Source organism: Paraburkholderia sp. RAU2J (assembly GCF_003634845.1).
GTDB lineage: Bacteria > Pseudomonadota > Gammaproteobacteria > Burkholderiales > Burkholderiaceae > Paraburkholderia > Paraburkholderia fynbosensis.
Window position 1 is genome coordinate 30,336 of the sequence record NZ_RBXG01000002.1, and the last position, 15,217, is coordinate 45,552.

The window sequence follows — 15,217 nt, forward strand, 5'->3', positions numbered from 1 at the left end:
TCACTTGAGGAAGCCAATGGAACGGACGTGGCGGTACATGAAAGACCACGCTTGAACCCACACAGTTCAAAAACGATCACGCCAATGGCAAGACGCGCGGCGTTGCAGGGCGAATGTCACCCGCCGCGTGCGGGTCGGCCGCGGCCCGTTACTTGGTTACGGGAACTGCGACCGCGGGCTCGGGTGCGGGTTCTGGCTTGAGCACGCGTGCCGGGGCGGCGGTGTGTGCCGCGGCCCCAACCGCCTCCCCGGCCGACACGGGGATCGGCGCCCGCTCCGGCTCGCCCGCCAGCGGCACGTTGCCCGATGCCGCCATCGCACGCGGCTGCAGCAGCAACGCGACCAGCCCGCTCCAGCCGGTCTGGTGCGAAGCGCCGACGCCGCGCCCGTTATCGCCGTGAAAATACTCGTGGAACAGGACCAGATCAGCCGACTTCGGGTCGGCCTGCAACAGCGGATACGCGGCCATCACCGGCCGCTCGCCGTCCTTGTTCTTCAGGAACAGCGTGGTCGCGCGGCGCGCGAGTTCGTCAGCGATCTCGCTCAGCGAGAACTTTTGCCCCGAACCGGTCGGATACTCGACGCGGAACTCGTCGCCGTAATAGCGGTGAAATTCGTAGAGCGATTCGATCAGCAGATAGTTGACCGGCATCCACACCGGACCACGCCAGTTCGAATTGCCGCCGAACACGCGCGTGTCCGACTCCGCCGGCAGATACTTGACGCAAAAGCTGTTGCCGTTGTGATTGAACACGAACGGCTGATCGCGATGAAAACGCGACAGTGCCCGCACACCGTGATCGGACAGGAACTCGCTTTCGTCGAGCGCGCGCCGCAGCAACGCTTTCATCCGATGGCCGCGCAGCACCGACAGCAGCAACGCATTGCCCTTGCCGGGCTCGTTCCAGCGCGACACCAGCCTCGCCAGATCCGGCCGATGCTCGAGGAACCACACGAGCCGCTCGCGCAGGCACGGCAGCTCGCCATGCAGACGCTCTTCGAGCACGTGCACGGCGAACAGCGGAATCAGACCGACGATCGAGCGCACCCGCATCGGCACATTGCTGCCGTCGGGCAGACGCAGCTTGTCGTAGAAAAACTCGTCTTCGCTGTCCCACAGGCCCGTATCGCAGCCGTCGTCGCAACTCACGGCTTCGGCGATATACAGGAAGTGCTCGAAAAACTTCACGCCGATATCGACGAACACGTGGTTCGCATACGCGAGTTCGAGCGCGATGCGCATCAGGTCGAGCGCATACGCGGCCATCCATGCGGTGCCGTCGGCCTGGTCGATGTGGCCGCCGGTCGGCAGGGGCGACGAGCGGTCGAAGATGCCGACGTTGTCCAGCCCGAGAAAGCCGCCCTGAAAAATATTGCGGCCGTCGGCGTCCTTGCGGTTCACCCACCAGGAGAAGTTCAGCAACAGCTTATGGAACACGAGTTCGAGAAAATCACGGTCCGCCTTGCCGGTCATCGCACGATCGATCTCATACACGCGCCACGCGGCCCATGCATGCACCGGCGGGTTGGCGTCGCTGAGCGCCCATTCGTAGGCAGGCAGTTGCCCGTTCGGATGCTGATAGCGGTCCTTCACCAGCAGCAGCAACTGACGCTTCGCGAACGCCGGATCGATCAGTGCAAACGCGGCCGCATGAAACGCGAGATCCCACGAGGCGTACCACGGGTATTCCCACTTGTCGGGCATCGACACGATGTCCGCATTGCACAGGTGCCGCCAGTCCGCATTGCGGCCGTGCTTGCGGCTCGCGGGCGGTGCGGGTTGCAGCGGATCGCCCTGGAACCAGCGTTGCACGTCGTACTGGTAGTACTGCTTGGACCACAGCATGCCGGCGAGCGCCTGGCGCTGCACGAGGCGCGCGTCGGGATCGGCGATTTCGTGTTGCAGCGCGCCATAGAATTCGTCGGCCTCGGCGATGCGGCGCGCGAACAGCGCCTCCGCGTCGAACTGCCCGTCGTCGGGCGACGACTGCGCACGCCAGCGCAGGTACACCACGGCACGCCCGTGCGGGCCGAATTCGAGTGCCGCATGCGCGCCGGCCTTGGTGCCGGCGTCGTGACGTACCGCGTGCTGGTCGCCGTGCACGAGATAGTCGTTGAAGCCGTCCTTGAACGGGCCCGTGCCGTCCATGTTGAACAGACGCTTGACGTTGGTGTTGTTCTCACAGAAAAGCCACGCGAGCTGCGGCGCGTCCTTCGACCAAGCCGTCACGACAATTGGCTCCTGGCCATGCTGACGCCCGATCAAATGCGCCTCACCGTTGTGGTCCGTGCCGGCGACCAGCGACGGCTTGTCCTTGTTCTCCTTCCACGACCACGAATTGCGCGCCCAGATTTGCGGCAGCACGTCGAGCGACGCGGACTCGTCCGCGCGATTCTCGATCGTCACGCGCATCACGATGTCGTCGGGCGCGTGTTTCGCGTATTCGACCTGCACGTCGAAATAGCGCAGATCGTCGAACGCGCCGGTATCCAAAACCTCGTACTCCGGCATGTCGCCGCCACGGCGCGCGTTTTCCTGCACCAGATCTTCATACGGGAAAGCGGCGTGCGGGTACTTGTAGAGCATCCGCATGTACGAATGCGTCGGCGTGCCGTCGAGGTAGAAGTACAGTTCCTTCACGTCCTCGCCGTGATTGCCCTGCGCGTTGGTGAGGCCGAACAGGCGTTCCTTGAGGATCGGGTCCTTGCGGTTCCATAGCGCGAGCGATACACACCAGCTCAGCTTGTCGTCGCCAAAACCGGCGATGCCGTCTTCGCCCCAGCGATACGCGCGGCTGCGCGCATGATCGTGCGGAAAGGAGTCCCAGGCGGTGCCGTCCGCGCTGTAGTCCTCGCGCACCGTACCCCATTGACGTTCGCTCAGATACGGGCCCCAGCGCTGCCAGTGGGCGCAATCGGCCGAGTGCAGGCGGGCGCCTTCGAGAGTGGCGAGCAGATTGGCAGCGCGCAGCGGTGGCATAACGTCGTCCTTGCTTCGGGCCTGGCGGTGGGACACACATCGTAGCGCGGTTTACGCGGCGATGGGCGCCAACCGGGCAAGCAGATTCTCGATGCGCAGCAACTCCCCGAGCGACCATGCCTGAAACGGCGTGCCGGCAGGCGCATGCGGCGCGTCGCCGTCGGCGATTTCAGAGAGGTGGTCGAGACCCGCGTGATCGAGATGCGCGTAGAGCGGGTCGAGAAAGCGCGCTTTGGCTTGCGCGCGGGTCTCCTCCGTCGCGCCGTGAACCCGCAGCCACGCTTCGACGAACGGCCCGAGCAGCCACGGCCAGACCGTTCCCTGATGATAGGCGCCATCGCGCTGCAAGGGAGAGCCGCCGTAGTGTCCGCGATACGCGGGATCGGACGGTGCGAGCGTTCTCAGACCGAGCGGCGTGAGCAACAGCGCTTCGACCTGGTCAAGCACCGCGCGCGCCGCCGCGCCGTCGACTAGCGGGAACGGCAGGCCGCCCACCGCGAAAATCTGGTTCGGCCGGATCGCGCGATCTATCGCGCCTTTTACGTGATCGACATCGACGTTATCGAACAATGCCTGTGTGGACGGATCGACGAAGCGTTCACGAAACGCTTGCAACACTCGCCCGGCCGGTTGTTGCCACTTTGGGTTCCATGCTGCCGCAATGCGCAACGCGTTACTCCACAGCGCCTGTACTTCAACCGGTTTGCCGATGCGCGGTGTGACGACCCAGTCGCCGACTTTCGCGTCCATCCACGTGAGTTGCACACCGGCGACGCCCGCGCTCAGGAGACCATCGTCGGCGCAGGCGCGGATGTTGAAGCGCGTGCCGTTCATGTAGCCGGTGAGGATCGCGTCGGCGGCCTGTTGCAGACGCGCGCGGGTCGCGGCGCCCGCATGACCTGTGGCCAGGTAGTCGTACACCGCGACGATGAACCACAAGGACGCGTCGACGGAGTTGTATTCCGGCGTGTCGCCGTAATCGGGGAAGCGGTTCGGCAGCATGCCTTCGGACAGCGTGCCCGACCATTCGAGCAGGATCGACTCGGCTTCGTCGAGACGGTTCGAAGCGATCAACAGGCCGCGCATCGCGATGAAGGTGTCGCGGCCCCAGTCGGTAAACCACGGAAAGCCCGCGAGAATCGTGCGGCCTTCGTTGCGCGAGACCACGTAGGCATCGGCGGAGCGTTGCAGGCGCGAGCCCAGTGCGTTGCGGCGTTGTTGTTCGAAGTGGGCGAGCTCGGCTGCGTGGGTGGCGGTTGCGTAGGTGGGCGCTGCCGCGCCCGCTGCCTTCGACGCGCTGAGAACCATCACCGCTTCACCGTCGCCCAGATCGAAGCTGAACACCCCAGGCGTCGCGAGATCTTCGCTGAAGTCGAGACCGCGTTCCTGCTCGCGCACGTAGCAGAAGTTCCGATACCAGTCAGGCGCGTGCATATAGACGCCATTCGTCGCCGCATGAACGACCGGCAGGTCGCCATACGGTTGCCAACTGACGCATGCGCGATCGTCGCTGATCCGCGCGTCGAAATTGAATGCCGCGTTTTCATGATGCAGCGCGTGATAATCGCGCCCCGACAACAACGGCCTGACCTTCAACACGCGCGCGCTCATTTCGCCTGCCACCTCAGCGCTGTCCAGCCGCCAACGCAAAACCGTTTCTCGCGTCGCTCGACTGACGAACACTTCGGCAATCAATACGTTCAACGTATCGAGTTGAATGCGCCAGGTCGGCCACGGCGCAGTATCGAAGCCGGTGAGGCTCGCACTCAAATCCGGATAGATCACGTTCGGCACATAGCGCTGCGAGCTCAACGGATAACGCCGCCCTCCCGCTTCCAGCCACGCCTCCACACCGTTGACGAGCACGACACGGCCGCCCGGCGCGCGCGTCGCGTTCAACAGCAACGCGTGATAACGGCGCGTGCGCGACATGCCCACGGTGCCCGATGCGAAACCGCCGAAGCCGTCCGCTTCCAGCCATTCATCTTCGAGACGCGTAATGTCGAAGGGTCGTTCGATGCGTGTCATGGACTAACCGTTATGCAAAGCCGTGAATCATTCGGTATGCCAAAAGCATCAGGCAAATGGCATGGCGGTGACTATTGTCCTTCTTGTTGCTTTCCACTTTCTTTCGAAAAACAAACGAATTAACGAAAGTTATGCTGCTCGCAAACGTTTCACAATTATTTCTTGAAAGGAACAGAGACTGCACTCGCTTTCACCAAACCGGATGCAGACATGAGAAGAGACAAACGCCTCGCGAGCGCCGCCTTGCTCGCACTCGCCACTATTGGGTCGAGCGCTTGCGGCGCGGATGACTCTCCATCGACGGCAACGTCTTCGGCGCCTACCGCTGACGAAGCCACGCAACGTGCGGCGACCTTGTCGGCTGCGCTGCCCGACGCATCCGCCCCGCTCGCGGCGAACCCCGCCGCCGCGTCCGATTCGATCACGCAGAACATGCAAGCCAGTCTCGCTGCCGACAGCCAGCAAGTCGCACCGGTCATGCACTACGCCCCCAGCGACAGCGCCAGCAACAACTGACCTGCTTTTCACGGCGCGCAGAGGCGCGCTATTCTTTCCCCCCGCAGAAGGTGATATTCGATGACATCAACTAGCCGTCGCCGTTTCCTGCAGACCGTGGCTTCTTCCGCCGGCGCTGCCGCCGCCCTGACCGCGCTGCCCGAGTCGATCCGCAATGCGTTGGCCGTGCCCGCGTTCTCGCGCACGGGCACGATCCGCGATGTCGAGCACATCGTCGTGTTCATGCAGGAGAACCGCTCGTTCGACCACTACTTCGGCCATATGCGCGGCGTGCGCGGCTACAACGACCGCTTCCCGATTCCGCTGCCGAACGGCAAGCCGGTGTGGTATCAGCCGTCGAAAGCGGACGCCACCAAGCCGGTGCTGCCGTTCCATCTGGACACCTCGACCACCAGCGCGCAATGCGTCGGCGATCTGGACCATTCCTGGTACAAGACCCACGCCGCGATCGACGGCGGTCGCTACGATCAGTGGCCGGCCAACAAGACCGACATGACGATGGGCTATCACCTGCGCAGCGACATTCCGTTTCACTACGCGCTGGCCGATGCGTTCACCACCTGCGACGCATACTTCTGCTCGCTGCCCGGACCCACGCATCCGAACCGCTCGTATCTGATGACCGGCACGGTCGATCCGACCGGCACGCTCGGCGGACCGCTCCTCGACAACAACGATTTCGTCGACGGCGACGGTCCGCCGAATTACCAGTTGCTCTCGTGGACCACGTATCCGGAGCGCCTGCAAGCCGCTGGCATTTCGTGGCAGGTGTACCAGCAGGGTACGACGGGCTCCGATCCGTTGAACGGCAACTACGGCACCAACATCCTGCAGAACTTCACGAACTTCATCAACGCGCAGCCGGGCTCGCCGTTGTATGAGCGCGCACAAACCGTGCGCACCATCGACGACCTGAAGGCCGACGTGCTCGCGAACAAGCTGCCGCAAGTGTCGTGGTTGTGCCCGCCGGCCGCGTACTCCGAGCATCCGCAATATACGCCCGCATACGGCGCCGAATACACGTCGCAGATTCTCGATGCGTTGACGTCGAATCCCGAGGTGTGGAGCAAGACCGTGCTCTTCATCATGTACGACGAGAACGACGGCTTCTTCGATCACATCGTGCCGCCGCAACCGGCGACGACGCCTGCGCAAGGCAAGTCGACGGTCAGCACCGAAGGCGAAATTCACAACGTAGTCAATCCCGCGCGCGGCGGCAGTTATACCGCCGACGGCTTGCCGTACGGCCTCGGCCCCCGCGTGCCGATGACGATCGTGTCGCCGTGGAGCAAGGGCGGTTTCGTGTGCTCGCAGGTGTTCGATCACACGTCGGTGATTCGCTTCATCGAAACACGTTTCGGCGTTCACGAACCGAACATCACGCCGTGGCGCCGCGCAGTGTGCGGCGACCTGACCACCGCATTCGACTTCCACACGCCGGACTCGAAAGTGCCGCCGCTGCCGGACACGAGCAACTACAAGAGCATCGCCGATAACCAGTGCGCAACGCAGCCGAAGCCGACCGTGCCCGCGACGCCGGGCGCGATCGATTCGCAGGAAAGCGGGATTCGTTTCGCGCGTGCATTGCCGTACGAACTGCATGTGAATGGCGAAGCGGATGTGAACCGCAACATGTTCGAGATCTCGATCGCCAACACGGGCGACCAGGGTGCGCATTTCTATGTGTACTCGAGCAATCGCACCGATGGTCCGTGGCGTTACACCGTCGAAGCGGGCAAATCGCTCGGCGAGACCTTCGATCTGACGACGACGAACGGCGTGTACGCGTTCGAAGTGTTCGGGCCGAACGGCTTCGTGCGCAAGTTCGCGGGCAATGCGCAGCCGACGAAGACGCACAACGCGCACGGTCTGGGCCTGTCTGGCAACAAGCCGGCGCTGCCCGAAGTGAACGCGCAATACGACGTCGCAAACGGCAACGTGTTCCTGAAGTTCAGCAACAGCGGTGGCGGCATCGCGCGTTTGACGGTGACGGATAACGCGTATGGGGCGCGCACGCGTCCGGTGCTGGTGCCGGCCGGCTTGCATCTCGAAGAGGTGTGGGTGCTGGCGGCGAGCCATCACTGGTACGACCTGACGGTGACGAGCAATGACGATCCGAGTTTCTCGCGCCGCTTTGCGGGTCACGTTGAGAATGGGCGGCCGAGTATCAGCGATCCGGCGGCGGTTGCGCCGGTGTTGGTGTGAGGTGAAGCAGCGGGGCTTCGCCGTCGAGGCGGAGCCCTGTCGAAAGTACTCCGCTGCGCAGGGAGACTATCGTCATGCGTATCCCCCAAGGGCCCTGCACAAAACAACGCGTGCGCGCCGCCCGCGAAAAAACTCAAGCCCCCAGCAACACGCCGGTCCTGAACGGCCTGGTCCCCGTCACCCGTCCCAACGGCGCCCCCGCCGTCACGAAGCGAATCGCGCGACGCATATAAAGCACGCCTTCGGTGCTGCTGGTGATCGTGGTCGTCTCGTCGGTGAGCGGATCGACGATATCGAACAGGGCCTGCCCGACGCGAATCGTCTCGCCGATCTTCGCGCGATGAATCAGAATCCCGCTGACAGGTGCGTAAAACTGCTCGCTGCCCGCGAGCGGCGTCGCAGGCGCAAGCAGCGGCGGCAAAGGCCGCGCGTCCAGCCGGATCGCCTTGCGCCACGCAAGATAATCGACTATCGCGTCGGCATCCCGTTGCGCCACTTCGTACGAGACGTCGCGCTGACCGCGGCATTCCACCGTCACCGCAATCGTGCCGGTGGACACCGGTTTGCTAGCGGGCATGGCTTGCTGCAAGGTCCACCACAACAGGCTATGCGTTTCGTCGAACGACTCGCCGCCCGAGTTGGTCGCGAGCAGCGAGGCCTCTGCGCCGAGATAGCGCGACAAGGGCTCGAACTCGGGCCACGCCGCTTCGCTCGTGTACAGATGCATCGCCGCTTCGAGCGAACAATGCAGATCGATCACGACGTCCGCATCGAACGAGAGTTTGAGCATCGCCAGTTGCAGCGACTCGAATTCGGTCAACGGCTTCTGCTCGGCCAGTTCAGCCGCGATCAACTCGCGTACGATGCGCCGGTTCTCCGCCGCATCCGAACCCAACGCATCCTTCGCGCGTGCGACCAGCTTCGAGAACTGCAGGAAGTGCCGATTGAAGTTCTTGCCGCTGCCGAGATCAAAGCGTCCGAGAAACTGACCGAGCACGTACTGACCGAGCCCGACCGGATTCGCCACCGGCACCAGCACGATTTCCGCATTCAACGCGCCCTGCTTCTCCAGTTCCAGCAGGCGGCGCTTGAGCAACACGGTCGTCAACATCGCGGGCGTCTCGTCGGCATGCAGCGACGACTGGATATAAATCTTCTGCCCGCTATTCGCCGGGCCGAAATGGAACGACACCAGTTCGCGGTGCGTGCCGATAGCCGGCGAAAGAAGCGGAATCGATTGCCTGTTCATGAGGGGAAAGCCTGGGGAAGAAGAGTCGGGAGTAAAAGAATCAATTGCCGTACGGATCGAAGTCGAAGTACTTCTTCGCGATCTGTGCGTACGTGCCGTCCTTGAGCATCGAAGCAATCGCCGCATTGATCGACGCCTGCACCGCGGTCTCGTCCTTGCGCAAGCCGATGCCCACGCCGCGATCGCCCATCGATAGCGGTTCGCCGACAAACGCAAAGCCCTTGCCCGCCGGCGTGCGCAGAAAGCCGATGTCCCCTTCCACCGACCCGAGCAATGCGCCGTCGAGCCGTCCGTTCTGCAAGTCGGCGAACACTTCGTCCTGACTCTTGTACGCAGTCACGTGCGCGCCGAGCGGCGCCCAGTTCTTCAACGCGTAGCCTTCGAACTGCGTGCCCGACTGCACGCCGATCTGCTTGCCGGCCAGTGCGTTCACACCGCCCGCGAGCGGCGAGCCTTGACGCGCAATCAGCCGCGACTTGAACTGGAAGAGCTTCGACGAAAACAGGATCTGCTGCTCGCGCTTTTCCGTGATCGCCATCGACGACACAATCGCGTCGATCTTGCGCGCCTGAAGCGCCGGAATCATCCCCGAGAATTCGAGTTCCACCCATTGGCAGCGCGCGTGAATGCGCCGGCAGATTTCGTTGCCGAGATCGACGTCGAAACCCTTGAAGCTGCCGTCGGGCGCCTTGGCGTCCATCGGTGGATAGCTCGGATCGATGCCGAGGCGCAGCGTGCCGGCTTCGGCGGCAAACGCGCCGCTGCTGAAAGTCAGCGCGGCGCTCAGGATCATCAGCGGAATTTTCATGGGAGTCGAAGTGTGAGGGGACGAATGACGACAGTGCCATCGTATGACGCCGCCGCGCCTCCAAGAAGCCCCGTTCGAACTATCATGATCACTTTTACCGATCACCGGATCAGCGAACTGGAACCCTCATGGCGTTGACGATCTCCCAGCTGCGCGCCTTCACGGCGGTCGCCGAGCACGGCAGCATCCGCGCGGCCTCGCGCGCGCTCGGCATCGCGCAGAGCGGCATCACCCAGCAGTTGCAGAACCTCGAATCGATGCTCGGCGCCACGCTGTTCATCCGCACGAATCGCGGCATTGCGCTGACCGCGCTCGGCCAGCGGCTGTTGCAGCGGGCCGGCGCGATCATCGGCGAGTGCGAGCGCGCCGAGCAGGAAGTGCGGCAAGTGCGCGGCGACTATGTCGGCGAGGTCACGTTCGGCATGACGACCGAGCCGCTCGTCGACGCGTTCGCGCCGGTGCTGATGGAATTTCGCGCGCGCTTCGAGCGGGTCGCGGTGCATTTGCGCACCGGCACGTCGCGCATGATGATTTCGTGGATTCGCGAAGGCACGCTCGACTTCGCAGTCGCGCTCGTGTCGAAGCATACCGACACGGCCGATCTGTCGGTCACGCCGTTGTATCCGTCCGATCCGGTGATCGTGTGCCGCCAGGGTCATCCGAAAGCAGGGGCGACATCGCTCGCCGAACTGGTCGACTGCACGTGGGTGGCGACGCGCTCGCCGAATCTGACCGAAGATCCGCACGTCAACCGGCTGAGCCATCTGTTCGAAAGCCACGGCCTCCCGCCGCCGAAAGTCATCGCCACAGTGGAGGGCCTGTACGAGACGCTGCATCTGGTCGGCGCGACGGACTGCCTGTCGCTGGAGTCGTCGATCGTGGCGAAACGCGGGCCGTTTGCCAGCGCGCTCACGGCGATCGCCGTGCGCGAGCGGGCGGTCGACCAGAACGTCTGCCTGCTGCAGCGCGCGGCGATCCCGCTCACGCCCGCCGCACAGGAACTCGCGACGATGATTGCGTCATACACGCGCACGGTGCGGGCGCGCTGACTTCGGCGCGATGTCAGTCGATGCGTCAGGCCACGGTTTCGAGCGCGATCAATTCGCCGATGCTTTGACGGCGCCGGATCAATCGCGCCTCGCCCGCGTCGAGCAACACCTCGGGCGCGAGCGGCCGGCTGTTGTAGTTCGATGACATCGACGCGCCGTACGCGCCCGCGTCATGGAACACGATGAAGTCACCCACTTCGGGCGCGGGCATCGAGCGGCTCGTGACAATGCCGCCTTCGGCCTGCGTGAACACGTCGCCGGCTTCGCACAGCGGGCCGGCTACCGTGAACGCGTCAAGCGGCGCGTCGCTCGGCACGCCGTCGCGTTTCACTACGCTCATCCGGTGGTGGCTGCCGTACAACGACGGCCGCACGAGGTCGTTGAAGCCCGCATCGACCAGCGCGAATTGCCGCAGGAGTCGCCGTTCCTCGAAGAATGGCTGAGCGCGCAGCGCTACGACCTCGGTCTGACCGAACACGGCGCGCCACCGCCCGGCACGCGGCTGACGCCGTTGCTCGAAGTGGACGAGGTGTGCGTGTTGCCCGACCGGCATCCGTTGCTGAAGAAGCGCGCGATCGAGTTGAAGGATTTCGCGGATCAGGCTTTCATCAGCCTGTCGTCGAGCGATCCCTACCGGCTTCAGATCGACGAAGTGTTCGCGCAAGCGGGCATCGCGCGCCGCCAGCTGATCGAGACACCGACCGCTGTTTCCGTGTGCAGCTTCGTGCGCCAGCGTCTCGGCATCGCGATCGTCAATCCGCTGACCGCCGTCGATTTCGCGGACCGCCATCTGCATATCCGGCCGCTCACCGTATCGTTGCCGTTCCGCGTGAGCGTGATACATCCGGAGCATCGTCCAGGCCACCCGCTGGCCGCTGCGTTCGTCAAGGCGCTGCAAAGCGAAGCCGCCGTGCTGCGGCTACAATTGAAAAACCATACCGGACAGCGGCGCCCATAACGACGCCGCCCGGCACACGGCCCACACTCGGGCGAGCCGTCGCGGATGCCCTGCGCCGACAACGCCGCGCACGCAACACCCAGAACACCACTAGCGCACCGATCGCGCACGCGAACGGCGCGCCTTGTGCCGTAGCGCACTCTTCACTCGTCGTAGCCCATCAACAGGAGTTTCCCAAATGATGAATCGAGACAACCCCGTCTGGCTGATTACCGGCTGTTCCACCGGCTTCGGCCGTGAACTGGCGAAGCTGGTGCTGGAGCGTGGCTGGCGCGCGGTGGTGACCGCACGCGATGTGTCGAAAGTGAAAGATATCGCCGAGGCGCACGGCGAGCGAGCGCTCGCTCTGCCGCTCGACGTGACGAACCGCGCCCAGATCGAAGAGGTGGTCGCACAGGCGAAGCAGCGTTTCGGCCGCATCGACGCGCTCGTGAACAACGCGGGTTACGGCTATCTGGCCGCGATCGAGGAAGGCGAGGACGACGAAGTCCGCGCGATGTTCGAGACCAATGTATTCGGTTTGATCGACATCACGAAAGCGGTGCTGCCGGTCATGCGCAAGCAGCGCAGCGGGTTGATCGTCAACGTGTCGTCGATTGGCGGCATTGCGAGTTTCGCGGCGACCGGCTATTACCACGCGACCAAATACGCGGTGGAAGGCTTGTCCGAATCACTGGCGCTCGAGGTGAAGCCGCTCGGCATCGGCGTGCTGATCGTCGAACCCGGCCCGTTCCGCACGAACTGGGCGGGACCGTCGATGAAGCAGTCGGCCACCGTGATCGACGACTACGCGGGCACGGCGGGCGAACGCCGCCAGCAGACCGAAGCGCGCAGCGGCAAGCAGGCGGGAGATCCAGTGCGCGCCGCGCAGGCGATCATCGACGCCGCGCTGTCGGACCAGCCGCCGCTGCGTCTGCTGCTCGGCAAGATCGCGCTCGAGCTCGCGTACAAGAAGCTCGACTTCATGCGCGGCGACTTCGACGCATGGAAAGCGACGACCGAGGGCGCGGATTATCCGGCGGGGAGCGCCTGATCACGCCGGAAGCGGGGACCATGCCGCGGCAATGGATGGCCTGAACGGTCTGATGCGTTCAAACCCGTTGGCCGGTTTTTTTAAAACTCGACCAACGCGAAATCTTCCTTGCCGACGTCGCACAGCGGGCAGCGCCAGTCGGCCGGGACGTCCGCCCAGCGCGTGCCCGGCGCGATACCTTCATCCGGCAAGCCGGCCGCCTCGTCGTAGACCCAGCCGCAGATCACGCAGACCCACTGCTTGAAGTCGTCCGCCGACACGCCATGACCAGACGCCTCCGCCGCGCCTACCACAGCTGGCTGCGAGGGCGTCTCATCAAGACTCACGACCAGCGGCGCGACAGTGCCGCCGCCCGCGGCAAGGCGCGCCTGCAGGCTTTCCAGCAAGCGCCGCGCTTCGTCCTGCGTCAGATCGATCCAGTAAGGATCGCCCGCGCCATCGTTGAGCCGCTCGGGTGAAAACTGGATTTCTACGGCTACGCCCTTCTTGTACATGGCACTCGGAATATCGATGAAGCCGGCAGCGAGTGCCGGCGTGGAGCCGCACGCATGATGCGAGGGCGATGGAACTAGATCAGATGATTCAGCAGGATGGAGGCGATCAGGCCGGCGGCGCCGATGAGGCCAAGCAATTGCATCAAGGTGAGCGATTTACGCGGTGCGGTGGAGGCTTGTTGCGTGGTCACTAGAGATTCTTGAAAGTTGGAAAAAGCGAAATGGTACACGGATGTGAGCGCGGCTCATGCCGATTGGCGCAAACCCGCGCGTATCGGACGACATTATCGCCGCTCGCGCGCGCCGCATTGCCTACCGGGTGGAGATGGATTAATTCGCTGGGAAGGGGAAACGAGCGTGCGCCGGCGCGTTTTGCCGGGTTTGTCCTGTGAATGCGGCGCCGTGCCCGCATGTCGGGCGACTGCGGCGGCAATTCCGGCTAGCGCCGCAGGCTCAAGCCATCAGCGCGCTCAGGCGGATATGACTGATGCGATGCGCCGCGCCTCGACGTGCGCGGCACCTCAGCCCGAATCTCAGGACTTCGCCAACGGATTGCCCTGACGCGAATCCCAGAAGCGGATCACCGACGTGTCGCCGGTGCCGGCGCCCACCACCTGATCGGCCGCGCCGCCCTCGCGCAGCAACGCGCGCAGTTCGTTGATGACCGGAAACACCTCGTGATTCCAGTCCGCGCCCTGCGAGTCGTGCGCGCGCTGTTCGGCTTCGACGATTTCGCGATCTTCCTTGAAGATGCGCTCGGTGAACCACACGAGCAGCGGCCACGCGAGATTCAGCACACCGGGAATGCCGGGCTTGCGGATCGACAGCAAACCGAACGTGCGATTGGTGCGCTGTTCGCGATCGAGCGGCACATAGACGATCCACAGGTCCATCACCAGCGTCTGCTCGGACGTGCGGATCTGCAACGTCTGATACGGATACTCGGTGCGGATCGTCATCACGTCCTTGTCGTTGTCGCCGCCGGTCTTGCGGCTCTGGCCGAACACGATCGCTTCGCCGATCGGCTGCTGGCCGGCCATGCGCGCAAACGTGTAATCGACTTCCACCCAGCCTTCGCCTTTACGCCGCCCCAGCGAACGCGCGCGCATCTGTCCCATCTGCTTGCGATGCAGGAACTGATGGTTCATATCCATCAGATTTTCGTGCATGAACGAATAGTGACAGTTCACCGGACGGCCGAAACGGCGCGTCTTGTACTTCTTGTCGCCCACCGAACCGAGCTTGGGCAGCGGCCGCTGTTCGGCCAGTTCGGCATCGCCCGGAAACACGAAGATCAACCCTTCGACTTCCTGACACGGATAGGAACGCACGCCGTTCGGCAAACGGTCGCGCCCGAGATAGGGCACGTCGGTGCACTTGCCCGAGCAGTCGTAGGTCCAGCCGTGGTAGCCGCAACGAATCGACTCTCCCTCGACCACGCCTTGATGCAACGGCACTTGCCGATGCGCGCAGCGGTCTTCCAGCGCAAACACCTTGCCGGACTCCGCGCGCGCCAGCACGATCGGATCGCCGGCGAACGTCACGCCATGCGTCTTGCCCCGCTTCACTTCATGCGACCACGCGAGCGGATACCAGTAGTCCGGGTGAATGCCGACGCGGCGCAGATCGCGCACCGGTGCGTCGTGGGCGGCGTGGCCCGGCGCATGCGCGTGGGCTGCTGCCGGAGCGGCCGCATGCGCGGCATTCTGCGGCGCTGCTTGAGCAGGCGCCGCATCGACGGTTGCATCGACGGTGTCTTGTTCGAGCGGGGGAACAGCATGCATACGTGAAGCCTCCATGCACCAGCAGATAGAAGGTCGCCGCCCTGCATATCTTGAGGCCGGCATCGACGCCAGTCTACTAGATGCGACCGCCGTCCGGGTCGGAGGAGGTCGCC

10 protein-coding genes and 2 pseudogenes are annotated in these 15,217 nt (G+C 64.0%); 5 read left to right on the forward strand and 7 right to left on the reverse strand.

What is annotated here, in order from left to right; translation table 11 throughout:
* Positions 1-148 precede the first annotated feature (148 nt).
* Together B0G69_RS17550 and B0G69_RS17555 are read right to left on the reverse strand one after the other, a co-directional pair.
* Entirely contained in the window at positions 149-2,980 is a 2,832-nt protein-coding gene (locus B0G69_RS17550; RefSeq protein ID WP_121319579.1) for a glucosidase, read from the reverse strand.
* 51 nt (positions 2,981-3,031) lie between these two features.
* Positions 3,032-5,008, reverse strand: a complete 1,977-nt coding sequence (locus tag B0G69_RS17555; RefSeq protein ID WP_121319580.1) for an amylo-alpha-1,6-glucosidase — start codon at positions 5,006-5,008, stop codon at positions 3,032-3,034.
* Between the two features lie 210 nt (positions 5,009-5,218).
* On the opposite strand from B0G69_RS17555, the gene B0G69_RS17560 reads away from it, so the two are divergent.
* Complete coding sequence (locus B0G69_RS17560) at positions 5,219-5,524, forward strand: hypothetical protein (RefSeq protein WP_121319582.1); 306 nt, start codon at positions 5,219-5,221, stop codon at positions 5,522-5,524.
* 60 nt (positions 5,525-5,584) lie between these two features.
* Positions 5,585-7,729: a phospholipase C, phosphocholine-specific gene (locus B0G69_RS17565; RefSeq protein WP_121319584.1), complete on the forward strand. Its 2,145-nt coding sequence runs from the start codon at positions 5,585-5,587 to the stop codon at positions 7,727-7,729.
* 133 nt (positions 7,730-7,862) lie between these two features.
* Here B0G69_RS17565 and B0G69_RS17570 read toward each other — a convergent pair whose 3' ends face one another.
* Both B0G69_RS17570 and B0G69_RS17575 read right to left on the reverse strand, forming a co-directional pair.
* Positions 7,863-8,978: a succinylglutamate desuccinylase/aspartoacylase family protein gene (locus tag B0G69_RS17570; RefSeq protein WP_121319586.1), complete on the reverse strand. Its 1,116-nt coding sequence runs from the start codon at positions 8,976-8,978 to the stop codon at positions 7,863-7,865.
* A gap of 40 nt (positions 8,979-9,018) precedes the next feature.
* Complete coding sequence (locus B0G69_RS17575; protein ID WP_121319589.1) at positions 9,019-9,786, reverse strand: transporter substrate-binding domain-containing protein; 768 nt, start codon at positions 9,784-9,786, stop codon at positions 9,019-9,021.
* A gap of 128 nt (positions 9,787-9,914) precedes the next feature.
* Here B0G69_RS17575 and B0G69_RS17580 point away from each other — a divergent pair, with 128 nt between their 5' ends.
* The gene (locus tag B0G69_RS17580) at positions 9,915-10,835 is read left to right on the forward strand and encodes a LysR substrate-binding domain-containing protein (protein WP_121319591.1); all 921 of its coding nucleotides are present in this window, start codon (positions 9,915-9,917) and stop codon (positions 10,833-10,835) included.
* A 25-nt stretch (positions 10,836-10,860) separates the two neighbouring features.
* On the opposite strand, the pseudogene B0G69_RS17585 reads toward B0G69_RS17580, so the two are convergent.
* Positions 10,861-11,241, reverse strand: a pseudogene (locus B0G69_RS17585) (diaminopimelate decarboxylase); the annotation flags it as partial.
* 6 nt (positions 11,242-11,247) lie between these two features.
* Here B0G69_RS17585 and B0G69_RS17590 point away from each other — a divergent pair.
* Together B0G69_RS17590 and B0G69_RS17595 are read left to right on the forward strand one after the other, a co-directional pair.
* Positions 11,248-11,793, forward strand: a pseudogene (locus B0G69_RS17590) (LysR substrate-binding domain-containing protein); the annotation flags it as partial.
* A gap of 178 nt (positions 11,794-11,971) precedes the next feature.
* The gene (locus B0G69_RS17595) at positions 11,972-12,826 is read left to right on the forward strand and encodes an oxidoreductase (protein WP_121319593.1); all 855 of its coding nucleotides are present in this window, start codon (positions 11,972-11,974) and stop codon (positions 12,824-12,826) included.
* A gap of 80 nt (positions 12,827-12,906) precedes the next feature.
* Here B0G69_RS17595 and B0G69_RS17600 read toward each other — a convergent pair whose 3' ends face one another.
* Positions 12,907-13,320 carry a rubredoxin gene (locus tag B0G69_RS17600; RefSeq protein WP_121319595.1) on the reverse strand — a complete coding sequence of 138 codons (414 nt, stop codon included), beginning with the start codon at positions 13,318-13,320 and terminating at the stop codon, positions 12,907-12,909.
* A 533-nt stretch (positions 13,321-13,853) separates the two neighbouring features.
* Entirely contained in the window at positions 13,854-15,104 is a 1,251-nt protein-coding gene (locus B0G69_RS17605; protein WP_121319597.1) for an aromatic ring-hydroxylating dioxygenase subunit alpha, read from the reverse strand.
* Between the last annotated feature and the right edge of the window lie 113 nt (positions 15,105-15,217).

What these genes read in the sequence shown, in the direction of transcription:
- B0G69_RS17550 (WP_121319579.1), bottom strand. Translation starts at nt 2,980, where the DNA reads ATGCCACCGCTGCGCGCTGCCAATCTGCTCGCCACTCTCGAAGGCGCC.
- B0G69_RS17555 (WP_121319580.1), bottom strand. Translation starts at nt 5,008, where the DNA reads ATGACACGCATCGAACGACCCTTCGACATTACGCGTCTCGAAGATGAA.
- B0G69_RS17560 (WP_121319582.1), top strand. Translation starts at nt 5,219, where the DNA reads ATGAGAAGAGACAAACGCCTCGCGAGCGCCGCCTTGCTCGCACTCGCC.
- B0G69_RS17565 (WP_121319584.1), top strand. Translation starts at nt 5,585, where the DNA reads ATGACATCAACTAGCCGTCGCCGTTTCCTGCAGACCGTGGCTTCTTCC.
- B0G69_RS17570 (WP_121319586.1), bottom strand. Translation starts at nt 8,978, where the DNA reads ATGAACAGGCAATCGATTCCGCTTCTTTCGCCGGCTATCGGCACGCAC.
- B0G69_RS17575 (WP_121319589.1), bottom strand. Translation starts at nt 9,786, where the DNA reads ATGAAAATTCCGCTGATGATCCTGAGCGCCGCGCTGACTTTCAGCAGC.
- B0G69_RS17580 (WP_121319591.1), top strand. Translation starts at nt 9,915, where the DNA reads ATGGCGTTGACGATCTCCCAGCTGCGCGCCTTCACGGCGGTCGCCGAG.
- B0G69_RS17595 (WP_121319593.1), top strand. Translation starts at nt 11,972, where the DNA reads ATGATGAATCGAGACAACCCCGTCTGGCTGATTACCGGCTGTTCCACC.
- B0G69_RS17600 (WP_121319595.1), bottom strand. Translation starts at nt 13,320, where the DNA reads ATGTACAAGAAGGGCGTAGCCGTAGAAATCCAGTTTTCACCCGAGCGG.
- B0G69_RS17605 (WP_121319597.1), bottom strand. Translation starts at nt 15,104, where the DNA reads ATGCATGCTGTTCCCCCGCTCGAACAAGACACCGTCGATGCAACCGTC.